Source organism: Ruegeria sp. SCP11 (genome assembly GCF_040329455.1).
Classification (GTDB): Bacteria; Pseudomonadota; Alphaproteobacteria; order Rhodobacterales; family Rhodobacteraceae; genus Ruegeria; species Ruegeria atlantica_E.
Genome location: NZ_JBDZYG010000012.1, coordinates 75,727 through 100,151, shown reverse-complemented (window position 1 = coordinate 100,151; position 24,425 = coordinate 75,727). Strand labels below are relative to the sequence as shown.

The following is a 24,425-nucleotide window of genomic DNA, read 5'->3' as shown; positions in this document are numbered from 1 at the left end:
TCACATCGAATTAATTGCAAAAATAGGAATATGAATGGGCTCACAGACAGCGTTACCGAGACCGAAAAGCGGGATGCGCTTTCGCGTTTGCTGGATGACAGCCATCTTGAGGGAGCCGACCGCCTCAGAGCGTTCCTGATCTATATCGTCGACGAAGAACTGGCGGGTCGTGGTGAACACATTCGCGGCAAAACTATTGCTCAGGATGTCTATGGTCGCGACACCTCTGAAGGGTCCGATCCGGAAAACGTAGTCCGTGTGGACGCCAGACGTCTTCGGCAGTTTCTGGAACTGTACTATGAAGGCGCTGGCAAGAACGACCCAGTAAGATTGTATATGGACAGCGGCGGGTATCGGCCCCGGTTCGAAAGCGTTGAACCCGCGCGCAGCCACCGCCCCGTCAAACGCGTAGAAAGATTTGGCGTTCCCGTTGGCACGTTTGCGGTCGGTGCCTTGATCGGTGCGTTCATTGCGAACAGCCTGCTGCTATCGGATTCTGAACATGCTCCTGGAAGCTCCAACAGTGTTTTTGTTTCAGAAACCTCGGACCTCTTGCAACGGGCTGCAATCTACGAAAAGTCGCCTGCAGCCCTGCAGGCGTTCAACCTGGCGCAACAAGCACGCGCAATGATCTTCCCGATCTTTGATCGCCCCCGACAAATTCTCGTGCTGTCCGTATTCGAGCGTGTGATCGAAATCGATCCCGACTATTTCGGTGGTTACGCCGGGGCCGCTCAGGCGCTGGCGACGCTGTCGGTCATTACACCACCTTCGGACGCAAAAAACGACTATACAGCTGCTGCTATGGAATTCGCTAATGAAGCAGTCAGGCTGGCACCTGACCAAGCCTGGAGCCAATCCGCCAAGAGTTGGGCTTACTTTGCCAATCAGGATTACGAAGCAGCGTTGATGGTTGGAAGACGGGCTGCCCAACTTGACCCGGAGGACGGTGCCGTTCTTGATTTTCTCGGCGCAGTGGCGTTGTTCTCAGGCGCGTTTGCTGAAGCGGTTGAAACTGCAGATCGGCAGACACTGGTGGATTCAAGCAATCAGAGGTTTGCCAACCGCAACATATCGGGTGCTGCGCATTTCCATCTCGGCGACTATGAAAAGACCATCCAACGGTTTGAAGAGGCGAAACGACTAGGAGACCCGCTGAGTGCGCCGTCTTTGGCATATCAAGTTGCCGCGTTTTCTGTTCTGGGCCGTGATCGTCAAGCTCAAGCGAAACTGGCCGAATTGGAGCGCGCATGGCCGAATGCGCCAATTGCGACAATGTTGAAGAGTATTTACAGCAATGACAAACACGCCGACGATGTCGTCAACGAACTTCTGCGTCAAGGATGGTCACCGCCGTCACTTCAGTAGGAATTCAACCCTTAGGCAGTAAAAAGACGTATTCTGCATATGTGGGCGTGTTATTGCCATCCGACCTTGGTTTTTTGGGCGTAGCATGGCTCAATCCACAGATTTGAAAAGAAATTTCGCGATTTCCCCTTTGATTTCAGTTAGGCTTATCCCATCTCGGCGGCACATTTCCCAAAGGAGAGACACATGTCCCGCACTATCCTAATAGCTGTAGTCATCGCCGCTGCTGGCGCTGGAATTTATTATTACACAACCCAACCCGACCCAACGCCAGCCGAACAGTTGCAATCTGCTGCGCAGGATGCCGGGGACGCGGTCAGTGAGGCGGCAAGCTCGGTAGCTGAGCAGGCGAATGAGGCCGCCTCGTCTGTTGCAGATCAAGCATCCGACGCCGCCGCGTCTATCGCGGATCAGGCCTCGGATGCCGCGGATCAAGCAGGTCAGACTGCGACGGATTTGGCCAATCAGGCTGGTGAAGAAGTCGCCGCTCTGGCGAACCAGGGTCAAGATCTACTGAATTCGTGGATCGAGGCCGGCGCGCTAAGCCTTGATAACTTTGACTATGACACGATGGTCGCATCCATTCAGGAGAGCGAACTGGCGCAAGATATTAAGACGCAGGCTATTAAAATTTTGGATGACATCCAGGCGTCGCCAGAAACGATTGCAGAGAAGATTCAGGAGCTTCGCGATCTTATGTCAGGGCAGTGAACTAAATGGGCTGCCCTTCAAGGGTAGCCCGCTTTTTTTTGTGTGGCCAATGATCCACCCACGTCTCAACTGAGATCCATTGGCGCAAAACGTCAGGTATACGCCACAAAAAATCAGTCGCGTGTTAGGGCCGATGTTCAAACTCGCTGTGCGGATGGTCGCGGGAAAACCAAATCACCCGAATGGTTTACGCTGAAAAAGAGAGGCGGAAAAGCTCCCCCTCGTGCTAGCGAACCCAACGAGAGGCTCTACACCGGTATGCGAAGAAAAAGGGCCCGCAATTGCGAGCCCTTTGAATTTCGGTTTCCGCAGCGATTAACGCTTCGCTAACCTGAACGTCTGTTATTTCTATATTTTACAAATGTTTACAGCACCAAGAAAATTCTGCTAATAAACTGCTAACGACTACGCTGAAACTGCGCCTCCACTTTCTCGCGCTTTTTTATCGTATTATCAATGGCTTCATCTAGCTCACCGGCTTGCGCAGCAGCCTTCAACGTCAACAAAGCGCCCTTCACTTCTTTCAGCGTCTTTACGAAAACCGAGTTGCCATCTGCCAGTACGAGGGTTCGGTTGCCGTATTTACACTGCACATACCAGCCTCCGTCTTGCTCAAAAAACCACGCGCGAACCTTGCGCATGCGATCAACAAGCACCTTTTCACCAGTGTCGTTTTTGTCCCATGCCTTGTGCAGCACTGAATAATCTTCGCCTTTCAAAGCGGCATCCGCCACATTCACCTGTTCTTCCAAAGCTGCGACGAGCTTTAGCCTACGCTGGCGCGTTGGGTCTTGGTTATTGGTACGGACAACGGATTTGACGGTGAGTTTTGATAGATTAGACATGCTTCACTCCTTGTGTATTAGCCACAAGTTTGCTGCCTTGCGCTCTAATTTACGACCAAAACCAAACCGTTACTCCCACCGCAGCAACTTAGTCTCTTGCGCATACGGCACAGAGCGACGTGCCATGCTGTAGCTACCTGTAAACCAGATCGGAACCGGCGCACGGGTCTTTTTGAGCGGTCTGCATCAAACTGCGCAAGCGCTCAGAGATCCAAATATCCGAAAAGGTTTGGCACGCACCGTTTGTGGCCAATTTTGGCCGAGCAGCCCGAAAGTAAAACGCTTTACTACGAAAAAAAATTTCACCATTCCGAAATTCTCAATCAAACCTCTGATTTCAAATAATAAATAAGTTTGAAGGCAAGAATGGAAAATAGAAAACGTTTCAGTCAGCTTCTGAAGCTGGCCGCAAAAACCTACAAAGAACTAAACACGCAAGATCGAACTTCAGCATTAATACTGACCGCAAAATTTTTGCACGCGATGCTGGCTGAACGCAGCACACAACGACAGCGGTTGGCTGAATTGGAGACGCCAGCCAAAAATACGCAAAATCAACGTTCGCATGCGGAAAAAGCGCGCGGAAAGCTGGCTCGCAAGTCCAGTACAAAAAGCCCTAAGCTGTGTCCCATCCTTGCAGCCTGCTGCAAACGCAAGAACTCAGCTTGCGCATAATCAAACGCTTCTTCGTACTTCGTGAGCTTAGTGCTGCGTGTGTAGTAGCCTTTTTGCCCAGCTATCTTTAGCCGCATGTACCAGTTTGCAGCGCGATGTGTTTTTGAGTTGGGAACGGCTACGTCTAGATTGCGTTGAAACAACAAGAGCGCTCCATCGTAGTGTTCTTGTCTATTCTTGTAGTAAGCCGCGCCCTGCCCGTCTCTCCAATGCTGTAAACGCTAAAATTATGCTAATTTCGCTAAACCAAGACGTCTATGATATCAGCGTGCTGCTAACGATCTGCTAATAACAAAAAACGGCCGCAAAATCTTGCGACCGTTTGTTTTAAAAGTGTATTTTGATCGTTCAGCGATTAACGCTTCGAGAACTGGAACGAACGACGCGCTTTGCGCTTACCGTATTTCTTACGTTCCACAACGCGGCTGTCGCGGGTCAGGAAGCCAGCGGCTTTCAGCGCGCCGCGCAGCGACGGATCGTACAGCTGCAGAGCTTTCGAGATACCGTGCTTGACCGCACCGGCCTGACCGGTCAGGCCACCGCCTTTGACGGTTGCAACAACGTCGAATTCGCCTTCAACACCAGCAACCTGGAAAGGCTGGCGCAGGATCAGCTGCAGAACGGGACGAGCAAAGTACTTGTCTTGGTCTTTGCCGTTCACGGTGACCTTGCCGGAACCCGGCTTGATCCAAACGCGGGCAACAGCGTCTTTACGCTTGCCGGTGGCGTAGGAGCGGCCCAGTTCGTCACGCACGGGTTCACGCACGATGACTTCTTCGGCCACGGTTTCAACGCCTGCGACGGCGCTCAGCTCTTCGAGAGTATTGATCTGATCAGCCATCGGTCATTAGCTCCGGGTGTTTTTCTTGTTCATGGACTTAACGTCCAGAACTTCGGGGGCCTGGGCTTCGTGCGGGTGCTCGGCACCGGCATAAACGCGCAGGTTGGTCATTTGCTGACGCGACAGGCGGTTGCCCGGCAGCATGCGCTTGACCGCTTGGGTCACAACGCGCTCGGGGTGGGCACCCTCGAGGATCTGCTGCTTGGTGCGCGACTTGATGCCGCCCGGGTGGCCAGTGTGCCAGTAGAAGTTCTCTTCGCGCTTCTTGCCTGTCATCTGGATTTTGTCAGCGTTGATCACGATGACGTTGTCGCCCATGTCCATGTTCGGGGTGAACGACGCTTTGTGCTTGCCACGCAGACGCATGGCGACGATCGAGGCAAGACGGCCCAGAACAACGCCCTCGGCGTCGATCAGAATCCATTTCTTGTCGATGTCTGCAGGTGTTGCAGAAAAGGTTTTCATGGCAGGATAGTCCTGTTTGATGTGAGGGACCGCCCCAAGACAGAGCGGCCCGAATTCGATGGAGCGTATTTAGAGGGGAGTGTAGCGCAGGTCAACAACATCAAACGCTTTTAAATATCGCAATTTCAATAACTTAAAAAATAGGTATTATTTTACCCCATAGTTAGACGCTGATTTGCTCGGGTGGATTGTCCAGCAAGCGTCTCAATCGCTGCATCGCATCTTCAAACCGCTCAAGCGACACATGCCCATTCATAGCGATCCGTACTGCATTTGGGGCGCGCCCATCGCGTAGGGCGAACTCATCAGCAGACCGGAGTTGAATCCCTTCTCGTTCAGCGGCACGACTAAACGCTGCAGCACGCCACCCGGAAGGTAGGTGCAGCCAAACAAATGGAACGTCCGGTGCCCAGTTGAGCTCAAACCCGCCCAAAGCGTTCACTGCAACCCGCACATATTCTCCCATCTTTACGCGGACATCCCTCGCAATCTGCCGCGTTCTAGGGTCGGATAATAATAACCGGGTCAGTTCCGCAAGCGGCTGTGCAAGTCCGAAGTACCCGTATTCGGCGGACCGCCGCAAATCGACGCTTCTTTCCCTCGGCGCGATGGCGAAACCGACACGCAATGCGGGCGTCAGTGTTTTAGAGATGGAAGACACATGCCATCCGCGCTCGGGCGCAAGGGCGCGATAACTCGGCTCACGCGCATCGCCCATTCGGTAACAATCGTCCTCGACAATTTGCACATCAAAGCGGCGCGCGACTTCCACGATCTCTTTGCGCCGCTCCAGCGGTGTGTGCGCCCCGGTAGGATTCTGAACCTCAGGCGAGACGCAAACAGCTTGCGCGGGTGTCTGACGCAACAGATGTTCCATGGCATTGGGATCTATACCCCACTTGTCCATTTTGACGCCGACGACGTCGGCTCGCATCAACTCCCCTGCCCTGCGAAAACCTGCGTAGGATAGATCTTCCACCAAAACCACCGGCTTGGCGCCACGCAAGATTGTCTGGAACACAAGGCACAACCCATTCTGCCCACCATGTGTTAAAACAATGTCGTCATGTGAAAGCGCTCCCAAGGGCAGATCCGACAACCAATCCACCACGGTCTGCCGCATTGGTTGATAGGCATCGCGAGTTGGGTAGTTCAGGAACAACCCAGGATCGGAATGTGAGACCTTTTTCAGGCACTCGCGAATCAAGGCGACCTGCCCCACATCTGCCAGCCGCGGACTAAAGAGGCTGACATTGGCGTTGTACTTGTCATCTTGCAGGTGCAACTGCCTGGCCCAAACATCGTCCAGAATGGGAGATTTCGGAGGGGCGACAAATGTACCGCGACCGACCTCGGCGTTTAATAAGCCTTCATCGGTCAGAATGGTGTACGCTCTCGCAACCGTACCCGGCGTGATTTGTAGTCGATACGCCAGTTCACGAACCGGAGGCAGTTTCGCTCCGACTTCCAGCATCTTGTTATCTATTGCTTTTCGAATGGTATCAGCGACCAGAGTGTACTTTGGGCCCTTTGATTTCGGCAACGCCTCCGGCCAAATTGTATCCATTACAATTCTTCCTTTGATTTTGACACAATCTCGAATGTATCAATCTCTTGTACCGAACATATTAGCTTTGTGTCAATACAATTTGAAAGGATACCCACTATGACACGCGCAATGCACAACCCCGCCCTCTTGCTGCTGAACGACAGCCCCCGGCTGCCGCTGATCGCCGCGCTGGCCGTGCGGTTTGCGGCAACCGTGACGAAGTGGGAACGCCAACGCCGCAGCCGAGTAAATTTGTCCAATTTGGATGACCGGCTTCTCAGAGATGTCGGCCTGACCCGGTATCAGGCCCGGCGGGAGTACACCCGCTACTTCTGGCAGGGCTAAAATTTCCCCAGTCCCTTGACGGGACCTCTTCCTGGCCGGGCAATGCCCGGCCTTTTTTACCCAAACGCCGCTGCCGCAGACCCTTCGGGTGGAAGCGAATAGGTCATCGTCGCTCGCGCAACTGGCTTGTCGGACCCGTCGGAGAACATCAGCACGTCCCCAACAGCAAGACTGCGGCCCAGTTTCAGCAACCGGCAATGCGCGATCATATCTTTGCCGCCTTCCGGTTTTCTTAAAAAATCCAAAGAACTATTGGTGGTGACGGCAAGTGATTGCCGACCTTTGCGCGCCAAAACCATTGCGTAGACGCTTACATCAGCCAACCCAAACATGGACGGCCCTGAAACGGTTCCACCTGGACGCAGATGCCGATCTTCGACAACCAACCGCATCACAATCGAGTCCTCATTTAGCTCTTCAACTACAAAGTCCCGATGCACCTGCGGAAAGACCTGCCTCATGTAGTCTGTCAGGTCTTCGCGGTTCATGACCAATGACATGCTTCCCCTCCTCGATTTGCCGACCTAGAGTTGGCCCGACATCGGAACGGAGAGCAAGATGCCAATTCTGGAACGTAACGACACAGGTGCCGTGGCTACCCTGAAAATGAACTCGCCTGATCGCCTGAATGCCCTGAGCGATGAGATGCTGGCAGCCCTTCAGGCCGAGTTCGACGCGTTGCGCGATGACAGCGCGATCCGAGCAGTGATTCTAAGCGGTGAAGGCAAGGCTTTCTGCGCGGGCCATGACCTCAAACAGATGACAGCCGGGCGACAATCAGAAGATGGTGGTAAATCTTACTTCCAGGATTTGTTTGCCAGATGTGCGCAGATGATGCTTTCGATTCAGTCTCTGCCCCAACCGGTGATCGCACAGGTTCATGGCATTGCCACTGCGGCAGGCTGCCAGCTTGTTGCCACTTGCGATTTGGCTTTTGCAGCGGAAGGCACCCGTTTCGGCGTGAACGGTGTGAATATCGGTCTGTTTTGCTCGACCCCCATGGTTGCGCTCAGCCGGAACATTCCCCGCAAACGCGCGTTTGAAATGCTGACGACCGGTGAATTTATCTCGGCCGAAACTGCCGTTGAGCTTGGATTGATTAACCGCGTAGTGCCGGAAATGCTGTTGGAACATGAAACTGCGGCGCTCGCGGACCAACTGGCGGCCAAGCTGGGATCGGCGGTCAAAGTCGGCAAGCAGGCGTTTTACCAACAACTGGATATGCCGATTGAGCAGGCCTACAGCTATACCGGAGAGGTAATGGCACAAAATATGCTGCATCGGGATACCGAAGAAGGAATATCTGCATTTATTGAGAAAAGGCCGCCAAATTGGCGGCAATGAGGCGACTGTTCGAAACAATTTTCGAGACTGTTGATGATTTTTCTTCTTTCCAAAACGGCGACACTGTGGCAATGCTGGGTCAGAGCTTAGGCTCTGGAGACACTTTTGGGTCGCCGTGGGCGGAAGGTCCCTCCAAGCTGGTTTCTCTCACCGGCGTCGACATTCCCGCAGCGGCGACCCCAAAATCCCCTATTTCTAATATACATCCTCCCTGTGTTGCGTTGTTACGTGCTGTGCCCTATGTGGCAGCGCATGACACAAAAATTGCATATCGTGGGCGGCGGCATGGCCGGGTCCGAAGCCGCATGGCAGGCGGCGGAAATGGGCGTGGATGTCGTGATCCACGAAATGCGGCCCAACGTGGGCACCTTTGCGCATCAGACGGGCAATCTGGCCGAGATGGTGTGTTCGAACTCTTTCCGATCAGATGACGACGAACAGAATGCTGTCGGTCTGTTGCATTGGGAAATGCGTGCGGCGAATGGACTGATCATGACCACGGCCGACGCGCACCGTCTTCCTGCCGGAGGAGCGTTGGCAGTTGATCGCGACCCATTTGCGGAATCCGTTACTGCAAAGCTTCGGTCTCACCCACGAGTCCAGGTGACAGGGGAAGAGGTAACCACCCTGCCCGACGAAGGCCATTGGATCTTTGCCACAGGACCGCTGACTTCGACCGCTCTAGGTCAGGCCATAAGTAAAGAAACCGGCGCTGAATCTCTGGCCTTCTTCGATGCCATCGCCCCCATCGTCTATGCGGACAGCATCGACATGAGCAAAGCGTGGATGCAATCGCGCTATGACAAGGGCGAGACTGAGGAAGAGCGCACCGCCTATCTGAACTGTCCGATGGACAAGGATCAGTACGAGGCGTTCATCGATGCCCTGCTCGCGGCCGATAAGACCGAATTCCACGAGGGGGAAACGGCTGGTTATTTTGACGGCTGCCTACCGATCGAAGTGATGTCGGAACGCGGACGCGAGACTCTACGCCACGGACCGATGAAACCAGTCGGCCTGACCAATCCGCATCAGCCGGACGTCAAGCCGCATGCGGTGGTGCAATTGCGCCGCGACAACGCCCTTGGCACGCTGTTCAACATCGTGGGTTTTCAGACCAAGATGAAATATGGCGCACAAACCGAGGTGTTTCGCATGATCCCCGGGCTTGAAAATGCCAGTTTTGCGCGTCTGGGTGGCATCCACCGAAACACTTTCATCAATTCGCCGACTTTGCTGGACGCGCAGATGCGCCTGAAATCACGCCCGAACATCCGCTTTGCTGGCCAGATCACCGGGGTTGAGGGGTATGTCGAAAGCGCAGCTATGGGTCTTCTGGCTGGCCGTCTGGCTGCAGCCGAGATATTGGGCCGTACCCTGCCTGAAGTGCCGCAGGACAGTGCCATGGGTGCTCTGATCCACCACATCACTGGAGGAGCCGAGGCCAAGACCTTTCAACCCATGAACGTCAACTTTGGCCTATTCCGCCCTGTCGAAGGGCTGAAAGGTGGGCGCCGGGGCCGCAAAGATCGCTACAAGGCCTACACAGACCGGGCCAAAGCCGAATGGACAAACTGGCTGGCGCAGAGCTGACTGGACGCTTTAGGACGAAGCGGCGTAACATAGGTGTATGAGCGACAAATTCCTCAAAGACGCCTACGATCTGGACACCCCGCAGGCCACACATGCGCATTATCAAAAGTGGGCCTCGTCATATGATGCCGAGGTCGGCGCGCATGGTTATGCAACTCCCGGACGCGTCGCCGAAGCGCTTTGGTCGAAGCTGCCCGAACCTCAGACCCCTATACTTGATTATGGTTGCGGCACCGGCCTTTCGGGCGTGGCCTTACGAGCGGCGGGATTCGAGGTGATCGATGGGGTTGACCCGACCGCCAAGATGATGGAAGGCGCCAAGGCCAAAGGGGTCTACCGCAGGCTGTCGACTTTCGAGATTACCGATCCTGACCCTTTGGAAAAAGGTGCATACAAAGCGATTACTGCCATCGGCGTCATCGGCACCGGTGCGGCTCCGCCCGAGGTGTTTGACTTGTTGATGCATGCTTTGCCCAAGGGTGGATTATTGGGCTTTTCCTATAACGATCATACGCTTAAGGACGTTACTTACACTTCTAGACTGAATGACTGGCTGGACATGGGCGCTGCGCGGTTGCTATTTCGAGAATACGGTCCCCACCTGCCAGGCATGGACCTGAAGTCAGACGTATATATTGTTGAAAAAGCGTGACATTCATTACTCGTTTTGCGCCGTCACCCACGGGCCCGCTGCACCTGGGACATGCGTATTCCGCGATCCTAGCCCATGATCTTGCCGTTTCTCGAAATGGTCAGTTCTTGCTGAGGATTGAGGATATCGACCGCTCTCGATCACGGCCTCACTGGGAAGATCAAATATATGATGACCTGAGTTGGTTGGGACTGAGTTGGCCCGAGCCAATAATGCGGCAATCAGAGCGATTGGGCGTCTACGACAAAGCTCTGGATGAGCTATGGGCACGCGGCCTACTCTATCCTTGCACCTGCAATCGCAAGGATATCGCTGCTGCAGCAAGTGCACCACAGGAAGGCGCGCCGCTGCATGGGCCAGATGGGATAATCTATCCCGGTACCTGCCGTGAAAAATGGAGGAAAACCTCGGCCACCGATACGCGCGCTAGGGAAATTCCGCTGAGATTGGATATAGCTGCCGCTGGTCGTTCGCTGTCTGGATCAAACCATACCGATGCTAAAGTTGGTGACTTTCAGGAAGCTGGCGTCGGACCGAATGATGAGACGGGTTCTGTCGTGTTCACTTTGGGCGAACTGACAAACACCATCGGAGACGTTGTCTTGTCGCGACGCGATATGGGCACGTCCTATCACTTGTCCGTGGTGTTGGATGACGCCGCGCAAGGCGTCACCCATGTCGTACGTGGTCAGGATCTGTTCGAAGCGACCCGCATTCATGTAGTTCTGCAAGCTCTGCTGGGATTGCCGACACCGCAATACTTCCATCACCTGTTGATCCGCGACGACGCAGGTAAACGATTGGCCAAACGCGACGACGCGCGAGCGATCTCAAAATACCGAGCCGAAGGCGCAACTCCTGCGGATATTCGAGAGATGGTTGGCTTGTGATCAGCTCACTCCATTGGTGACATTAGTTCAACCTCGTCTCCATCACGCACTGCTGTGTAGAAGCAAGTACGGCGGTTCGTGTGACAGGCAGCACCGGTCTGACGAACGAGAACCAGCAGGCAATCGCGGTCACAATCGAACCGAAAATCCACCAACTCCTGCACGTGGCCCGAGGTTTCGCCCTTGATCCAGAACGACTGACGGGATCGCGACCAATAGGTGACGCGCCCGGTTTCAAGCGTCTTCTCAATGGCTTGAACATTCATCCAAGCCATCATCAATACCGCACCGGATCCTTCATCCTGCGCGATGGCAGGGATCAATCCGGCCTCGTTAAATTTCAATGACGATGGATCAAACGTGACGGTGGCAGACATGAGAAAAACCTTTTGCATCCCGGTGGATGCTCACTATGTATGGGGAACAGACAACGAGGGAAAGCCATGTCCGGCGAGAACGACCTGATAAAGCTCTATTCCGGCCGCATTCTGGCGCTTGCGGCGGATATTCCGCATCTTGAGCGGATTGAGAACCCTGATGCCGCGGTGAAAAAGCGTTCGCCACTTTGTGGATCGACCGTGACTGTGGATGTGAAAATGCAGAACGGTAAGGTTTCCGACTTTGGTCAAGACGTCAAAGCCTGTGCGCTAGGTCAGGCATCGGCCTCGGTCGTGGGCAGCGCTATCATTGGCGCAACTCGAGCGCAGGTGGAAACCGCGCGCGATCAGTTGTCTGCAATGCTTAAGAAAGACGGTCCTGCGCCTGATGCGCCTTTTGACGGGCTTGAGGTGCTGATCCCCGCCCGGGACTACAAGAACCGCCACGCGTCGATCATGCTGGTTTTGGAGGCCACGGCCGAGGCCATGGAGCAGGCGGAACAGGCTAACTGCGCATAAAATTGGAATTTTTAGGCAATCCGGTTTAATCACACTGCAGGATGTCGGGGGGATTGGATTGGAAAAACTGCTTGAACATTTCGTTACCCTCTGGGTCGTCATCGACCCAATTGGCACTATTCCCGTTTTCATCGCCGTAACTGCGACCCTCTCAGCAGCGTCGCGTCGCAAAACTGCTCTTCTCGCAGCTTTGGTCAGTGCCGGAGTATTGTTGTTCTTTCTGGTGTTCGGTCAATTATTGATCGAAGCGCTGGATATCGGATTGAACTCGTTTCAGGTTGCAGGCGGCATCATCCTGTTTCTCTTTGCCCTGACAATGATCTTCGGTGAAAGCAAGCAAGTCGTTGAACAACATGAAGCGGAAGAAGAGTTGGAGCGGCCCGCCAACCGGCCCAACCCCGCGATATTCCCGCTGGCTGTTCCGTCTTTGGCTTCGCCGGGCGCGATGCTGGCAATCGTTATTCTTACCGACAACAACCGCTATAGTGCTGCGGACCAAGGCATCACGGCTTTGGTCATGCTGTCCGTCATTCTGATCTCATTTATCCTGATGCTACTTGCAAACCCAATAATCCGGTTGATCCGATATTCGGGAGCAGCCATCATCAGCCGCGTGATGGGCATGATCCTGGCGTCAGTCGCAGTAAATTCCGTGCTGTCTGCGATTCTGGAAATTATCAAAACTGGCGAGCTTTAAGAAAAAACCGCCGCACCTTCCGGGCGGAAAGGGCGGCGGCAGGTTGTGCGTGTCTCGTGTGGGGTCCGGATAGCCGCACGAGGCCGAGGCAGGCCTCTCAAGGGAATTGGGACAGGCAGGTCACCCTTGACTGAAATGGGGATGACAGCGCGGTATGGTCGGCACGAGATCGCAGGCAGATAGGCTTAGAACGCACCCGGCAGGTGAAGGGCTACCATCAGCATGACCACCAAAGACACGGCCCCCGCAGCATCCTGCAAAATCGTCGATTGCGAGCGGCTCAGGGCGGTCTTGATCTGGGTCAGCATGGTCTCACCTCCGGTCGAGATTTAATCCTTTGTTGACCTTTTGTTCTCATATTTTCGCGAGTCGGTAAAGAACTTTTTGCGAACATTTGTGAACTTACGGGAACACCACGCCTAACCCACTGAAATCAAACGGATCGCCTGATCCTGTTTCATAAGCCACAGGAGAACACGCGCCGCCTGCCCCCGAGCAGATTGCAATTGCGGGTCGGCAGACAACAATGCACGCGCATCTGTCTGCGCGGTGGCCATCAACCCTGCTTGCCGCTCCAGATCGGCAATCCGGAACTTCGGCAAACCGGATTGCGCCGTTCCGATCAAATCTCCAGCGCCGCGCATTTGCAGATCGGTTTCCGAAATGCGGAACCCATCTTCGGTCTCTCGCAACACCTCAAGCCGCTTGCGCCCGCCCTCACTAAGCGGCGGTTGATACATCAGCAAACACGTCGAGTCTGCCTCACCCCGCCCTACGCGACCGCGCAACTGGTGCAACTGCGCCAGCCCGAAGATCTCGGCCCGCTCGATAACCATGATCGAGGCATTGGGAACATTGACGCCGACCTCAATGACGGTTGTAGCGACCAAAACCTTGGTCTGCCCGTCTTGAAACGCCCTCATTGCGGCGTCTTTGTCATCCGCGGGCATTTGGCCGTGCACCAATCCAACCGTGCCTTCGCCCAGAATGGCGCGCAAACGTTTGAACCGTTCTTCGGCGGCTGTCAGGTCCGAGACTTCGGATTCGTCGACCAGAGGACAGACCCAATAACACTGTCGCCCCTCATCAATGGCGCGGCGCAGATGCGAGACAACTTCGTCCATGCGTTCTGTGCTGACGACGGCGGTTTTGATCGGTTTCCGACCCGGAGGCTTCTCATCAAGCACTGACACGTCCATGTCACCATATTGCGCAAGCGCCAGACTGCGCGGGATCGGAGTGGCCGTCATCACCAGAACATCCGCGCCCTGCCCCTTTTCAGACAACTCCATACGCTGACGCACGCCAAAACGGTGTTGTTCATCGACAATGGCCAGACGCAAGGTTTTGAACTCCACATCACTCTGAAACACGGCATGAGTGCCGACCAAGATGTGAATGTCACCATTTTTTAACGCTGCAAGTTTGGCGCGTCGTTCAGCGCCTTTGTCGCGTCCGGTCAGAATTTCCAACACAACCCCGGCGTCTTCTGCCAGGGGGCGCAGGCCCTCAAGATGCTGCCGAGCCAGAATTTCCGTGGGTGCCATCATGACACCCTGCCCGCCTGCCTCAACAGCAACAAGCAAGGCCATGAAAGCCACCAGTGTTTTGCCAGCGCCCACATCGCCCTGCAACAACCGGTTCATGCGCGTGTCCGAGGCCATATCACCTGCGATATCGTCGATCGCCCGCATTTGCGCGCTCGTTGGTTGGTACGGCAGGTTTGCAAGAACCTTTGCCTGCAGTACCCCGGTACCGACACTGATCACCCCCCTGGCTTTCCGCTCTCGCTGTCGTGCCAAGGCCAGGGTCATCTGGTGCGCGAAGAGTTCGTCGTAAGCCAAACGTTCACGCGCTGGCGCATGCGCGGCAACATCATCCGCCCCTTGCGGGTTATGCGCGGCGAAAATCGCAGTCTCCCAATTTGGCCAACCGTGATTCGTCGCCAAAGCAGGGTCAATCCACTCCGCAAGCGCAGGCGCACGCGCCAATGCACTACGCGCCGCCTTATAGGCCGTTTTCTGTGTGATCCCCTGTGTCAGATGATACACCGGTTCAAAGTCCGGGATATCCTTGGCATCTTCGACCGGAAGCATGTGATCCGGATGAACCATCTGTGCCATGCCATCGAACAGTTCCAGCTTGCCCGAGATCACCCGGCGCGCTCCCTCGGGCAGAACTCGTTTCAAATAGTCTCCACGTGCGTGGAAGAAGACCAATTGGAAATCTGCCTGACTGTCCTCGACATGCACCCGATAGGCACCGCCCTTGTTTCGAGCTGGACGATGTACTCCAACAGTCACCTCAACGGTTAGCGTGGTCGGCAGATCGACGCCCTGAATGGTGTCGCGACGACGTCTGTCTATAACTGCGTATGGCAGGCTGAACAGTACATCTCTTGGCGACTCCGTGCCGGCCTGCATCAAGACCTGGGCGGTCTTTGGACCTACACCATCCAACGTTTCCAATCCCGCAAACAGCGGGAAAAGGCTTTCCGGACGACCGCTCATACAGTTCCGATAAGCTGTAGCCAGCCATCCTCATCCAGTGTTTCAATACCCAATTCAGCCGCTTTCTTGGCTTTGGAACCTGCGCCCGGACCGGCCACCAGCAGATCAGTCTTTTTACTGACCGAGCCCGAGACTTTAGCCCCCAAAGCCTCGGCCCTAGCTTTTGCCTCGGCTCGCGTCATTTTTTCAAGCGTGCCTGTGAAAACAACTGTTTTGCCGGCAACCGGACTGCCTTCGGTGTCAGGCCGCTTTGCCTCCTGTACTTCCAACTGGGCTACCAACGCATCAATACTGGCGCGCTCAGCCTCTTGCGCGAATGCCGAGACAAGAGCGCGGGCCATAACCTCTCCGACACCGTCCACACTCAACAAATCTTCCCATTCTGGTCCCTGGAAATCAGCCGCGGACGTGACGGCGTGTTCAAAATCACCCCAGGTACCATAATGGTTGGCGATCAGGTTCGACGCCGCCTCGCCCATATGCCGGATACCCAATGCAAACAGCAGCCGACCAAATTGAATTTCGCGTTTTTCGTCAATCGCAGCCCATAAATTGCCTGCGCTCTGTGCACCCCAACCTTTGCGGTTGGCAAGTCTGTTCAGGTTCTTTCCGTCACGCTCTTGCAATGTGAAAATATCAACCGGAGTTCTGACCGGAAGATCGGGGTCGTCGTAGAACATCTCGATCTGCTTCGCGCCCAGACCTTCGATATCGAACGCTTTTCGAGAGACGAAATGTTTCAATTTTTCAACCGCTTGCGCCGGACAAATCACACCTCCGGTACAGCGGCGCACCGCGTCGCCCTCTTCTCGGACGGCATCGCTGTCGCATTCGGGGCAAGTCGTGGGGAATTCGAACGGGGCCACATCTTCGGGACGTTTTGTGATATCGACATCCGCGATCTTTGGGATCACATCGCCCGCGCGATACACTTGGACCCAATCGCCTACCCGAATGTCCTTGCCGTCGCGGATCGTGCCCCCCTTGGCATCACGGCCAGCGATATAGTCTTCGTTGTGAAGCGTGGCGTTCGAGACGACCACACCGCCAACGGTCACAGGATGCAGTCGGGCAACTGGGCTGAGCGCACCAGTGCGACCGACCTGAATGTCGATCGCCTCCAGCCTGGTCCAGGCGAGTTCTGCTGGGAACTTATGTGCAATCGCCCATCGAGGTGTTGTGGATCGGAACCCTAATCGCGCTTGCAAAGACAGATCGTCCACTTTGTAAACCACCCCGTCGATATCGTATCCTAGGGTGGACCGCTGCGCCTCGATATCGCGGTAGTGTTCCAGCATCTGTTCGGTTGTTTTACAGCATTTGGTCAACGGGTTTGTGGCGAACCCAAGTTCATGCAACCGTTTAATCGCTCCCATTTGAGTTGTGGCCAGAGGTTCAGACAATTCACCCCACGCATACGCAAAGAACCGCAGTGGGCGAGCGCGTGTTACAGTCGAGTCCAATTGGCGCAACGACCCGGCAGCCGCGTTCCGAGGATTCGCGAAAGTTTTTTCGCTGGCCTCTTCCTGACGTGCATTCAGCTGTTCGAAGTCGGCATGCGACATGTAGACCTCGCCTCGAACCTCCAGAATACTTGGTGCGTTCTCCAATACCTGAGGAATATCAGAAATCGTCCGGGCGTTTGCGGTGACGTTTTCCCCAACTTCGCCATCACCACGCGTGGCGGCTTGGATCAGCTTGCCCTGTTCATAACGTAAAGACAGAGACAAACCGTCGATCTTGGGTTCCGCCGTGAAACACAAGGGCTTCGATACATCCAATCCAAGATACTTCCGGATTGAGCGGTCAAAGTCCTGAACGTCTTCGTCATCAAACGCATTGCCCAGCGACATCATGCGAACCGCATGCGTGACTTTTGAGAACCCATCAGCGGGACGTGCACCAACCTGATCAGAGGGGCTGTCACTTCGTTTCAAATCAGGAAAACGCGCTTCGATTTCAGCGTTTCGGCGCTTCAGCGCATCGTACTCGGCGTCTGAAATCTCGGGGGCGTCATCCGCATGATACAGCGTATTTGCCCGAGACAACTGCTCGGCCAATCGCGCCAATTCCTCGCGTGCGGCATCTTCAGTCAGGTCAGATACCGGAATCATTTTGCTCATGGCCTCGCCCTGTCACGTATTCTTGGACCTCAGTGATAGGGCGAGGTCATGGCTAGGTCCAGACGTGCTGTTTCGTGAGTGAACATGGTCGCCCCGGACCAAGGGCGACCGAGACTAGATCAGGCGCTGACAGCCATCCGTGTTTCGTCAATGCTGTTGCGCTGCGGATCCCGCAGAACGTAACCCCTACCCCAGACGGTTTCGATATAATTGTCTCCCCCCGTCGCGTTGCTAAGCTTTTTACGAAGTTTACAAATGAAGACGTCGATGATCTTCAGTTCGGGCTCATCCATGCCGCCATAGAGATGGTTTAGAAACATTTCTTTGGTCAGGGTCGTGCCCTTGCGAAGGCTCAAAAGCTCCAGCATCTGATATTCTTTGCCAGTCAGATGAACCGTCTGGCCTTCCACCTCAACCGTTTTGGCATCGAGGTTCACGGCCACCTGTCCTGTTTGGATAATCGATTGTGAATGCCCCTTTGACCGGCGGATAATGGCGTGAATACGGGCGACCAGTTCCTCACGATGGAACGGTTTGGTCATGTAATCGTCAGCACCAAATCCGAAGCCCTTGATTTTACTCTCGGTGTCATCCGCGCCCGACAAGATCAGGATCGGGGTTTCAACCCGCGCAATGCGCAGCTGACGCAGAACCTCATGCCCGTTCATGTCCGGCAAATTCAGGTCCAGAAGGATCAAATCGTAGTCATAGAGCTTCGCCAGATCGATGCCTTCCTCGCCGAGATCCGTCGCATAGACGTTTAGGTTGGCATGCGTCAGCATCAGTTCGATGCTTTTGGAGGTGGTCGGATCATCCTCGACAAGAAGTATACGCATTTACTGCTCCAGTTCGGGTCAATTTACCAATTTCAAATTGAGCCTGATCAAAAATGGTTAATCTGACGTTACCGTTGAATCACTTATTCACGTTCGCCTATAGGTTGTCGAAATTTTTTTAGCGCGGTGACTTTCAGAGCGTCCGTTCCATGCTCTGCCACAGCGGAAACCCACGAATTGAATTCCTCATCACTCAACCCATAGCGCTTTTTGGCGTCAGACAGAGTGATCAGCCCATAAATTACTCCCCGCACAACAATCGCCTTGCGCGAGGCGACCCAGCGGGTCGTATCCTCGGGCGGTAGATCGGCGCGCGATAAAACCGTTCCATCCGGCAGGGTTACCGACCTTGGTCCTTCTACTTTGTGCAAATACATCTCTCGGTCCTCTTCGTGCTGCGACAAAGCTGACGCCAGCCTACTTAATGCAGAGTGAAACCGCCCCTTGAGAGTGTGTAGAATTTTCCTATATTCTGCCGGTCTTTCTTAACCCGCACTGGAATCGTCATGGCCCTCGATACCGAGACACCGCTGAACTCGCTTGGCTTTGCCAAACCCCCGTCGGAAACACGGGTGGTGGTCGCCATGTCCGGAGGCGTGGACAGTTCCGTTGTCGCAGCCCATCTGGCCGATCAAGGCTATGACGTGGTGGGCGTGACACTGCAGCTATACGATCACGGCGCGGCGCTGGCCAAGAAAGGCGCGTGCTGTGCGGGAATCGACATTCATGATGCACGCCGTGTGGCCGAGGAACGCGGGTTTCCCCACTACGTTCTGGACTATGAGAACATCTTCAAGGATGCGGTAATCGACGAGTTCGCCGACAGCTATCTGGCGGGCGCGACTCCGGTTCCGTGCATCCGTTGCAATGAACGGGTGAAGTTTAAGGACCTTCTGGAAACCGCCAAGGACCTTGAGGCCGACTGTATGGCCACCGGTCACTATATCCAACGCAAGATGGGACCGAACGGGCCAGAGCTGCACAGCGCCGAGGATGCGAACCGCGATCAGTCCTATTTCCTGTTTTCGACCACACCGGAACAGTTGGAGTTTCTGCGCTTCCCCCTGGGCCACCTGCCCTCGAAGGATGCAACTCGCGAGATGGCGGCTCAGTACGGTTTGGCTGTGGCTGACAAGCCCGACAGTCAGGACATCTGTTTTGTGCCGAACGGAAACTATGCCAGTGTTATTGAAAAGTTGCGCCCCGGTGCCGCGGAACCCGGTGAGATCGTGCACGCCGACGGTCGCGTTCTGGCGCAGCATAACGGGGTCATTCATTACACGATCGGGCAACGCCGTGGCTTGGGCATCGGTGGCCTCAGCGAACCCCTTTACGTGGTCAAACTCGACGTCGACAAGAAACAGGTCGTCGTTGGCCCCAAAGAGCTGCTCGCTACCCGGACTATCCCGGTGCGTGAGATCAACTGGCTGGGTGATGAACCATTCACCTCGCAAAAAGAGTGGCATGTGTCGGTTAAGGTGCGGTCGACTCGCCCACCGCGCGAGGCAATCGTTCGTCCGCTGACCGACACTACGGCAGAGGTCGAGTTGCTGACGCCCGAAGAAGGTGTTTCTCCGGGTCAGGCTTGTGTGTTCTACGCTTCTGAAGGCAGCCGCATCTTTGGCGGTGGCTGGATTTGGCGCGGCTACTAAACTGCATCAGTCCACGAGTTGCTTAGGATATAAAGCCCAGCACAGATCATCACATATGGCACCAGACGTTCCAGTCGCCGGGCTAAAGCCCCACTCATGAAAGGCGCTTTGGCCCCAAAGAGCGCGACAGTTGCCAGACTTAGCGCCGCAAGCGTTGCGCCGATCACACCCGCGGTTCGGAAACTTGGGGCAGAGTCGGCCAATAACGGTGCAAGCACAGCGAATGTATCCAACGACAGGCTGATGAACAGCAGCGTGACCATGATGATCGAAGCCCCGGTTTCCAGATTCGGATTTGCTTCGGAGTCAGTTCCGCGTTTCCTTCGGATCAAGGCCACAACACCCAAGCTCAAGGGTATAATGCCCAGGTAACCGGCCCAATGCGGCACCACATCCTCAACCCCCAAAGCTAGCAAAAGCGCCGCGCTGATAACGATGACCTGCGCCAGCAGGAATCCGAAGACCGACCGCTTGGCTCCCGACACAAGCGTCAGCGCAAGCAGGGCCGCCAAATTGTCCAGATTGGTCAGAATCTGAGCCATGAAAGCGGATATTCCGAAAAGCACGAAATCCAGCATTAGGCTTTCATCCTTTCCAAAACTGCCTTGGCCGCACGCAATCCGGGTGCTTCGCCACCGCGTCCCAGCCGTTCCATCGTGGTGATCATCGCGTTGCGCTGCGCATCTGGCGCATCGGCTACCTGTTTCAACGCTTCTGCAATCTGGGTGGGCTGGCAATCATCCAGCAAACACTCGGGGACCGTCCGGGTCTCGGCCACCAGATTGACGAGTGTCACGGTATCCAGCTTGACCATCCGTTTGGCGATCAGGGTAGTCAACCAGTTCAGGTTGTAGGCAATAACCATTGGCGTGGCCTGCGCGGCCAGTTCCAGTGAAACGGTCCCCGAGGCCGCCAACGCCAGTTCCGCCGCAGCAAACGCAGCCCGTTTCTGTGACTGTGCCTGATCCGAAGGCATATCGCGCGGATCAACGACGACAGGATTTCCCGGCCAGCCCTGCACATGCCCGGCGACGGTATCCACCATATGCGCAACCGCTGGCACCACAACACGCGCGTCCGGCCTATCGTTCAGGTACAGGCGCAGTGCTTCACCAAAGACCGGGGCCAGACGCTCAACCTCCCCGCCTCGCGACCCTGGCAGCGCCAGAATGATCGGCGCATCCCCAAGATCGTACGCAGATCGAAACTCTTGGATATCTTTGTCCGAAGCCACAGGCTCACTGGCTACGGGGTGCCCCACAAAATCACATTCCATGCCAGCGCGCTCCATATAGGGCGGCTCAAATGGCAACAGTGCCAAAACATGATCAATGACTTTGGCCATTTTGTCAGCCCGCCCCGGTCGCCACGCCCATACGCTGGGGGCCACGTAGTGCACGGTTCTAATATCGCTCTGCGCCTTCACAAGCTTAGCCACGCGCAGTGAGAAATCGGGACTGTCTATGGTGATCAGAACATCCGGCTTCGTATCCAGCACGGCCTGGGCTGTCTCGGCAATGCGACGTTTCAGATGGAAGAACTTAGGTAAAACCTCGACCAGCCCCATTACTGACAGTTCAGCCATTGGAAAGCGGCTTTCCAACCCCTGCGCTTGCATCAATGGCCCACCTACCCCGTCGAATTGAACATCCGGCACGAGGCTACTTAGCCCTTCCATCAATGCACCGCCCAGACGGTCGCCCGAAGGTTCACCGGCGACCACGAAAATGCGCATCAGCTGGCCCGCTCACGCACGCAGAGGAAGAGGCCAAGACGGTTACATTCGTCGATCACACGATCCAACTGCAACACGATGACGCCCCCTTTTTCGATAACGATGCCAGATAAACCGGCAGCAACGGCAGAGGAAACGGTTCCCGGTCCAATGGTCGGCAGGTCAGCCCGGCGGTCCTGATCGGGTTTGGGGGCTTTGAACAGAACACCTCCGCCCGCGTCAGGACGCTGAGTCAAGGATTGCAGCATCCAGTCGGTTCCAAAGATGCTCTCAACAGCCAATGCTTGCCCTTTGGACACCGCACAAGCCTGCCCGATATCCGCCGAACCCATCGCCCTCAGAATACCTGCTGCCCGGTCGGCGTCAGTCAGATCACCCTCGGACGGTTGCGCCTCGGTCAGGCAACCTAGCTGAGGCAACAGTGCGGGCGCAATTTCGTGCGCGGCGCGAACGGCCAGCCCTGCCTCTTCGAAAATGCCGATCACGGCGCGAAGGGCCCCGTCATCCCCGGACATGAGCGCCTTTTGCAGCACCGGGACCAGAGGCATCGTTGCTGCATCGATCCGCGACGGATCAATGGCGGGACGGCGCACTGCTCCGGCCATGCAAATCTCGGTCACGCCGCGAGCCTTGAGCTCAGCGATGAAACTGCCCAACTGCTCCAGCGGAAAGACGACATCTGCGGTCACCGAGTCGGGTGTAAAACCCTCCATCGCGCAAATCAGAGGGCGGTCAGCGAGATGATCGACCACTTCACCCGGCAGAGCGCCCGTTCCAGCAATAAGCGCCAGCATCAGTTTATTTCCTCGGTGTCAGGAAAGAGCGATCCGATTGCCCGGTGACGAAATCCACGATCCGCTGGACGTATTCGCTTTCATTCTCTGCGCCGACGCGATGGGCGCGCTCCAGAAACGTACCATCACCCGACGACAGCTCACGGAAGGCTGCACGCAGGGCCGAGATATCCTCGCGCGAGACCCCCTTGCGTTTCAAACCAACAAGGTTCAGCCCGTCCAATTCACCCCGCGGGGCTTGAACCAGACCGTATGGGATCACGTCATTGGGTACCATAGTCAGCGCACCGATGATCGCGCCACGGCCAACACGCACCCATTGATGCAGCCCTGAGATGCCGCCCACGATTACGTCATCCTCAATGATGCAATGCCCAGCAGCCCCGGCGTGATTGACCATGATCACCCGGTTGCCGATCTGAACGTCGTGCGCCACATGGACACCGGCCATCAGCAGACAATCATCACCGATCCGGGTAACACCGCCACCACCTTCGGTGCCGGTGTTCACCGTTACGTGCTCACGGATGCGATTGCGTTTGCCGATTTCAAGCCGGGTATCCTCGCCGCCGAATTTCAAATCCTGCGGAATCTCTCCGATCACCGAGAAGTTGAAAACAACGGTTTCATCACCAATCGAGGTTTCGCCTGTCACTACGACATGCGACTTCAGCTCGACCCGGTTGCCGAGCTTAACCTGTGCACCGACGTAGCAGAACGGCCCGATGATGCAGCCCTCACCGACCTGCGCACCGTCTTCGATAATTGCGCTTGGGTGAATGCTGCTCATGTTGTTTTTTCCATATCCCAGTCGACATAAGCCGAGAATTCCGCCTCGGCCGCAACTTCACCTTCGACTGTAGCGCGGCCGCTGAACTTGAAGATTTTGCCGCCCTTTTTGCCCCGCACAGTCTCGACGTGCATTTCCAGTACGTCCCCCGGGACCACCTTGCGGCGGAATTTACACTTGTCGATATTCATGAAGTAGATCAGCAGCTCACTGTCGATCACATCCATTCCCACGCCCAGCATCACACCCGCCGTTTGTGCCATCGCTTCGACAATCGTCACACCCGGCATGATCGGAGTGCCAGGGAAATGTCCCTGAAAGTGCGGCTCATTCATGGTCACATTCTTGATGCCAACCGCCGATTGATAGCCCGAGATGTCAACCACCTTGTCAACCAGCAGAAACGGATAGCGATGCGGCAAGATCCGTTGGATCAGCTGAATATCTGCGCTCTTGGTTTCCGTGCTCATGATGTAGTCGTCCCGTTCTGGATTTCTGTTTGCGCGTGGTTAGCAATACCGTGCCCCAAGGGCAAGCAAACCTATTCGCTGGCCTCGTTTTCCACCGTACTGCCATCACCGATAGCGGCATTGATCCTTGCGATGGCCACTTCGGTGATGTCGGTGCGATCTGAACTGAGAAATACGCTGGATCGTTCAATGATGATCGAGGCTCCGGTTTCGCGTAGCAGGTCAATTAATACTGGTTGCACCAACTCGATAAATCTCTGTTGTGCTTTGTCGCTGCGCTGCGCCAACGCGTCCAGTTTTGCGCGCTGACCTTCACGGTGGGATTGGACTTTCTTGTCAAAGGCGTCGGCCAGCGGGCGAAACTCTTCTGCCGACATTGTCTCGCGCTTTTCCGTAAGAATCTTTTCTTCGTGGCTCAGTTCGGCCACGATCCGTTCGTTTTCTTCCCCCAGAAGAACTCCTTCGGCCTCGATCTCACGAAGGACACGCTGCCCGAAAGCGGATTCAGCAAACAGACGCTCGCTAGACAGGGTTAGAACGCTACTTTGAGGAACACCCATTTGTTGAGCAACAGTTGGGTCGGCAACCGCGAGAAGGAAAAAAGCACACAGGGCCCTTAATGGGCCCTGCAATTTCATGATCGC

General features: G+C 55.4%; 28 protein-coding genes. 11 read left to right on the top strand and 17 right to left on the bottom strand.

The genetic code is table 11. From position 1 onward, the window contains the following. Positions 1–30 precede the first annotated feature (30 nt). Together ABLN94_RS17960 and ABLN94_RS17955 are read left to right on the top strand one after the other, a co-directional pair. Complete coding sequence (locus tag ABLN94_RS17960) at positions 31–1,368, top strand: tetratricopeptide repeat protein (RefSeq protein ID WP_352994937.1); 1,338 nt, start codon at positions 31–33, stop codon at positions 1,366–1,368. Positions 1,369–1,554: 186 nt separating this feature from the next. Beyond that, complete coding sequence (locus tag ABLN94_RS17955; RefSeq protein WP_170487607.1) at positions 1,555–2,079, top strand: hypothetical protein; 525 nt, start codon at positions 1,555–1,557, stop codon at positions 2,077–2,079. A 398-nt stretch (positions 2,080–2,477) separates the two neighbouring features. Here ABLN94_RS17955 and ABLN94_RS17950 read toward each other — a convergent pair whose 3' ends face one another. Then, on the bottom strand, positions 2,478–2,924 hold the full coding sequence (locus ABLN94_RS17950; protein WP_352994935.1) for a hypothetical protein: 447 nt from the start codon (positions 2,922–2,924) through the stop codon (positions 2,478–2,480). Between the two features lie 366 nt (positions 2,925–3,290). Here ABLN94_RS17950 and ABLN94_RS17945 point away from each other — a divergent pair, with 366 nt between their 5' ends. Continuing rightward, positions 3,291–3,599, top strand: a complete 309-nt coding sequence (locus tag ABLN94_RS17945; protein ID WP_352994932.1) for a hypothetical protein — start codon at positions 3,291–3,293, stop codon at positions 3,597–3,599. Positions 3,600–3,954: 355 nt separating this feature from the next. Here ABLN94_RS17945 and rpsI read toward each other — a convergent pair whose 3' ends face one another. The 3 genes from rpsI to ABLN94_RS17930 form a co-directional block, all read right to left on the bottom strand. After that, positions 3,955–4,440 carry a 30S ribosomal protein S9 gene (rpsI, locus tag ABLN94_RS17940; RefSeq protein WP_039535473.1) on the bottom strand — a complete coding sequence of 162 codons (486 nt, stop codon included), beginning with the start codon at positions 4,438–4,440 and terminating at the stop codon, positions 3,955–3,957. A 6-nt stretch (positions 4,441–4,446) separates the two neighbouring features. Beyond that, positions 4,447–4,905: a 50S ribosomal protein L13 gene (rplM, locus tag ABLN94_RS17935; protein ID WP_170324880.1), complete on the bottom strand. Its 459-nt coding sequence runs from the start codon at positions 4,903–4,905 to the stop codon at positions 4,447–4,449. Positions 4,906–5,068: 163 nt separating this feature from the next. Then, complete coding sequence (locus tag ABLN94_RS17930) at positions 5,069–6,472, bottom strand: PLP-dependent aminotransferase family protein (RefSeq protein WP_352994929.1); 1,404 nt, start codon at positions 6,470–6,472, stop codon at positions 5,069–5,071. A 99-nt stretch (positions 6,473–6,571) separates the two neighbouring features. On the opposite strand from ABLN94_RS17930, the gene ABLN94_RS17925 reads away from it, so the two are divergent. Continuing rightward, entirely contained in the window at positions 6,572–6,799 is a 228-nt protein-coding gene (locus tag ABLN94_RS17925; protein WP_352994926.1) for a DUF1127 domain-containing protein, read from the top strand. A gap of 56 nt (positions 6,800–6,855) precedes the next feature. On the opposite strand, the gene ABLN94_RS17920 is transcribed toward ABLN94_RS17925, so the two are convergent. After that, entirely contained in the window at positions 6,856–7,299 is a 444-nt protein-coding gene (locus tag ABLN94_RS17920; RefSeq protein WP_170487601.1) for a PaaI family thioesterase, read from the bottom strand. A gap of 58 nt (positions 7,300–7,357) precedes the next feature. Here ABLN94_RS17920 and ABLN94_RS17915 point away from each other — a divergent pair, with 58 nt between their 5' ends. The 4 genes from ABLN94_RS17915 to gluQRS all read left to right on the top strand — a co-directional run bounded on the left by ABLN94_RS17915 (position 7,358) and on the right by gluQRS (position 11,278). After that, on the top strand, positions 7,358–8,143 hold the full coding sequence (locus ABLN94_RS17915; RefSeq protein ID WP_352994924.1) for an enoyl-CoA hydratase: 786 nt from the start codon (positions 7,358–7,360) through the stop codon (positions 8,141–8,143). 252 nt (positions 8,144–8,395) lie between these two features. Beyond that, the gene (gene trmFO / locus ABLN94_RS17910; RefSeq protein ID WP_352994921.1) at positions 8,396–9,736 is read left to right on the top strand and encodes a methylenetetrahydrofolate--tRNA-(uracil(54)-C(5))-methyltransferase (FADH(2)-oxidizing) TrmFO; all 1,341 of its coding nucleotides are present in this window, start codon (positions 8,396–8,398) and stop codon (positions 9,734–9,736) included. 37 nt (positions 9,737–9,773) lie between these two features. After that, complete coding sequence (locus ABLN94_RS17905; RefSeq protein ID WP_352994918.1) at positions 9,774–10,388, top strand: class I SAM-dependent DNA methyltransferase; 615 nt, start codon at positions 9,774–9,776, stop codon at positions 10,386–10,388. Beyond that, positions 10,385–11,278 carry a tRNA glutamyl-Q(34) synthetase GluQRS gene (gluQRS, locus tag ABLN94_RS17900; protein WP_352994916.1) on the top strand — a complete coding sequence of 298 codons (894 nt, stop codon included), beginning with the start codon at positions 10,385–10,387 and terminating at the stop codon, positions 11,276–11,278. The genes ABLN94_RS17905 and gluQRS overlap by 4 nt, the downstream gene beginning before the upstream one ends. 5 nt (positions 11,279–11,283) lie before the next feature. Here the strand turns inward: gluQRS and hisI are convergent, their stop codons facing one another. After that, entirely contained in the window at positions 11,284–11,673 is a 390-nt protein-coding gene (gene hisI / locus ABLN94_RS17895) for a phosphoribosyl-AMP cyclohydrolase (protein WP_352994913.1), read from the bottom strand. Positions 11,674–11,721: 48 nt separating this feature from the next. Here hisI and ABLN94_RS17890 point away from each other — a divergent pair, with 48 nt between their 5' ends. Further along, the gene (locus ABLN94_RS17890; protein ID WP_352994910.1) at positions 11,722–12,174 is read left to right on the top strand and encodes an iron-sulfur cluster assembly scaffold protein; all 453 of its coding nucleotides are present in this window, start codon (positions 11,722–11,724) and stop codon (positions 12,172–12,174) included. Between the two features lie 58 nt (positions 12,175–12,232). Further along, on the top strand, positions 12,233–12,871 hold the full coding sequence (locus ABLN94_RS17885) for a MarC family protein (RefSeq protein WP_352994908.1): 639 nt from the start codon (positions 12,233–12,235) through the stop codon (positions 12,869–12,871). Positions 12,872–13,056: 185 nt separating this feature from the next. On the opposite strand, the gene ABLN94_RS17880 is transcribed toward ABLN94_RS17885, so the two are convergent. The 5 genes from ABLN94_RS17880 to ABLN94_RS17860 all read right to left on the bottom strand — a co-directional run bounded on the left by ABLN94_RS17880 (position 13,057) and on the right by ABLN94_RS17860 (position 18,717). Next, a complete protein-coding gene (locus ABLN94_RS17880) occupies positions 13,057–13,179 on the bottom strand; it encodes a hypothetical protein (protein WP_352994906.1) in 123 nt (40 codons plus the stop codon). A gap of 111 nt (positions 13,180–13,290) precedes the next feature. Beyond that, a complete protein-coding gene (recG, locus tag ABLN94_RS17875; RefSeq protein ID WP_352994904.1) occupies positions 13,291–15,381 on the bottom strand; it encodes an ATP-dependent DNA helicase RecG in 2,091 nt (696 codons plus the stop codon). Beyond that, positions 15,378–17,504 (bottom strand): NAD-dependent DNA ligase LigA, encoded by a 2,127-nt coding sequence (gene ligA / locus ABLN94_RS17870; protein ID WP_352994902.1) that lies wholly within the window; start codon positions 17,502–17,504, stop codon positions 15,378–15,380. Before ligA ends, recG begins: the two co-directional genes overlap by 4 nt. Before the next feature lie 119 nt (positions 17,505–17,623). Then, on the bottom strand, positions 17,624–18,340 hold the full coding sequence (ctrA, locus tag ABLN94_RS17865) for a response regulator transcription factor CtrA (protein WP_352994900.1): 717 nt from the start codon (positions 18,338–18,340) through the stop codon (positions 17,624–17,626). Between the two features lie 83 nt (positions 18,341–18,423). Beyond that, entirely contained in the window at positions 18,424–18,717 is a 294-nt protein-coding gene (locus ABLN94_RS17860; RefSeq protein WP_352994897.1) for a DUF1153 domain-containing protein, read from the bottom strand. Positions 18,718–18,846: 129 nt separating this feature from the next. On the opposite strand from ABLN94_RS17860, the gene mnmA reads away from it, so the two are divergent. Then, on the top strand, positions 18,847–19,992 hold the full coding sequence (mnmA, locus tag ABLN94_RS17855; RefSeq protein WP_352994894.1) for a tRNA 2-thiouridine(34) synthase MnmA: 1,146 nt from the start codon (positions 18,847–18,849) through the stop codon (positions 19,990–19,992). Here the strand turns inward: mnmA and ABLN94_RS17850 are convergent. The 6 genes from ABLN94_RS17850 to ABLN94_RS17825 form a co-directional block, all read right to left on the bottom strand. Then, positions 19,989–20,570, bottom strand: coding sequence for a cadmium resistance transporter (locus tag ABLN94_RS17850; RefSeq protein ID WP_352994891.1), 582 nt, complete (start codon positions 20,568–20,570; stop codon positions 19,989–19,991). The genes mnmA and ABLN94_RS17850 overlap by 4 nt on opposite strands. Further along, positions 20,570–21,727: a lipid-A-disaccharide synthase gene (lpxB, locus tag ABLN94_RS17845; RefSeq protein WP_352994889.1), complete on the bottom strand. Its 1,158-nt coding sequence runs from the start codon at positions 21,725–21,727 to the stop codon at positions 20,570–20,572. The genes ABLN94_RS17850 and lpxB overlap by 1 nt, the downstream gene beginning before the upstream one ends. Beyond that, the gene (locus ABLN94_RS17840) at positions 21,727–22,521 is read right to left on the bottom strand and encodes an LpxI family protein (RefSeq protein ID WP_352994887.1); all 795 of its coding nucleotides are present in this window, start codon (positions 22,519–22,521) and stop codon (positions 21,727–21,729) included. Before ABLN94_RS17840 ends, lpxB begins: the two co-directional genes overlap by 1 nt. Before the next feature lie 4 nt (positions 22,522–22,525). Beyond that, complete coding sequence (gene lpxA / locus ABLN94_RS17835) at positions 22,526–23,311, bottom strand: acyl-ACP--UDP-N-acetylglucosamine O-acyltransferase (RefSeq protein WP_352994885.1); 786 nt, start codon at positions 23,309–23,311, stop codon at positions 22,526–22,528. Continuing rightward, positions 23,308–23,781 carry a 3-hydroxyacyl-ACP dehydratase FabZ gene (gene fabZ, locus ABLN94_RS17830; RefSeq protein WP_170487568.1) on the bottom strand — a complete coding sequence of 158 codons (474 nt, stop codon included), beginning with the start codon at positions 23,779–23,781 and terminating at the stop codon, positions 23,308–23,310. The genes lpxA and fabZ overlap by 4 nt, the downstream gene beginning before the upstream one ends. Before the next feature lie 71 nt (positions 23,782–23,852). Then, complete coding sequence (locus ABLN94_RS17825; protein WP_352994883.1) at positions 23,853–24,419, bottom strand: OmpH family outer membrane protein; 567 nt, start codon at positions 24,417–24,419, stop codon at positions 23,853–23,855. Positions 24,420–24,425 lie beyond the last annotated feature (6 nt).

What these genes read in the sequence shown, in the direction of transcription:
- ABLN94_RS17960 (WP_352994937.1), top strand. Translation starts at nt 31, where the DNA reads ATGAATGGGCTCACAGACAGCGTTACCGAGACCGAAAAGCGGGATGCG.
- ABLN94_RS17955 (WP_170487607.1), top strand. Translation starts at nt 1,555, where the DNA reads ATGTCCCGCACTATCCTAATAGCTGTAGTCATCGCCGCTGCTGGCGCT.
- ABLN94_RS17950 (WP_352994935.1), bottom strand. Translation starts at nt 2,924, where the DNA reads ATGTCTAATCTATCAAAACTCACCGTCAAATCCGTTGTCCGTACCAAT.
- ABLN94_RS17945 (WP_352994932.1), top strand. Translation starts at nt 3,291, where the DNA reads ATGGAAAATAGAAAACGTTTCAGTCAGCTTCTGAAGCTGGCCGCAAAA.
- rpsI (WP_039535473.1), bottom strand. Translation starts at nt 4,440, where the DNA reads ATGGCTGATCAGATCAATACTCTCGAAGAGCTGAGCGCCGTCGCAGGC.
- rplM (WP_170324880.1), bottom strand. Translation starts at nt 4,905, where the DNA reads ATGAAAACCTTTTCTGCAACACCTGCAGACATCGACAAGAAATGGATT.
- ABLN94_RS17930 (WP_352994929.1), bottom strand. Translation starts at nt 6,472, where the DNA reads ATGGATACAATTTGGCCGGAGGCGTTGCCGAAATCAAAGGGCCCAAAG.
- ABLN94_RS17925 (WP_352994926.1), top strand. Translation starts at nt 6,572, where the DNA reads ATGACACGCGCAATGCACAACCCCGCCCTCTTGCTGCTGAACGACAGC.
- ABLN94_RS17920 (WP_170487601.1), bottom strand. Translation starts at nt 7,299, where the DNA reads ATGTCATTGGTCATGAACCGCGAAGACCTGACAGACTACATGAGGCAG.
- ABLN94_RS17915 (WP_352994924.1), top strand. Translation starts at nt 7,358, where the DNA reads ATGCCAATTCTGGAACGTAACGACACAGGTGCCGTGGCTACCCTGAAA.
- trmFO (WP_352994921.1), top strand. Translation starts at nt 8,396, where the DNA reads ATGACACAAAAATTGCATATCGTGGGCGGCGGCATGGCCGGGTCCGAA.
- ABLN94_RS17905 (WP_352994918.1), top strand. Translation starts at nt 9,774, where the DNA reads ATGAGCGACAAATTCCTCAAAGACGCCTACGATCTGGACACCCCGCAG.
- hisI (WP_352994913.1), bottom strand. Translation starts at nt 11,673, where the DNA reads ATGCAAAAGGTTTTTCTCATGTCTGCCACCGTCACGTTTGATCCATCG.
- ABLN94_RS17890 (WP_352994910.1), top strand. Translation starts at nt 11,722, where the DNA reads ATGTCCGGCGAGAACGACCTGATAAAGCTCTATTCCGGCCGCATTCTG.
- ABLN94_RS17880 (WP_352994906.1), bottom strand. Translation starts at nt 13,179, where the DNA reads ATGCTGACCCAGATCAAGACCGCCCTGAGCCGCTCGCAATCGACGATT.
- recG (WP_352994904.1), bottom strand. Translation starts at nt 15,381, where the DNA reads ATGAGCGGTCGTCCGGAAAGCCTTTTCCCGCTGTTTGCGGGATTGGAA.
- ligA (WP_352994902.1), bottom strand. Translation starts at nt 17,504, where the DNA reads ATGAGCAAAATGATTCCGGTATCTGACCTGACTGAAGATGCCGCACGC.
- ctrA (WP_352994900.1), bottom strand. Translation starts at nt 18,340, where the DNA reads ATGCGTATACTTCTTGTCGAGGATGATCCGACCACCTCCAAAAGCATC.
- ABLN94_RS17860 (WP_352994897.1), bottom strand. Translation starts at nt 18,717, where the DNA reads ATGTATTTGCACAAAGTAGAAGGACCAAGGTCGGTAACCCTGCCGGAT.
- mnmA (WP_352994894.1), top strand. Translation starts at nt 18,847, where the DNA reads ATGGCCCTCGATACCGAGACACCGCTGAACTCGCTTGGCTTTGCCAAA.
- ABLN94_RS17850 (WP_352994891.1), bottom strand. Translation starts at nt 20,570, where the DNA reads ATGCTGGATTTCGTGCTTTTCGGAATATCCGCTTTCATGGCTCAGATT.
- lpxB (WP_352994889.1), bottom strand. Translation starts at nt 21,727, where the DNA reads ATGCGCATTTTCGTGGTCGCCGGTGAACCTTCGGGCGACCGTCTGGGC.
- ABLN94_RS17840 (WP_352994887.1), bottom strand. Translation starts at nt 22,521, where the DNA reads ATGCTGGCGCTTATTGCTGGAACGGGCGCTCTGCCGGGTGAAGTGGTC.
- lpxA (WP_352994885.1), bottom strand. Translation starts at nt 23,311, where the DNA reads ATGAGCAGCATTCACCCAAGCGCAATTATCGAAGACGGTGCGCAGGTC.
- fabZ (WP_170487568.1), bottom strand. Translation starts at nt 23,781, where the DNA reads ATGAGCACGGAAACCAAGAGCGCAGATATTCAGCTGATCCAACGGATC.
- ABLN94_RS17825 (WP_352994883.1), bottom strand. Translation starts at nt 24,419, where the DNA reads ATGAAATTGCAGGGCCCATTAAGGGCCCTGTGTGCTTTTTTCCTTCTC.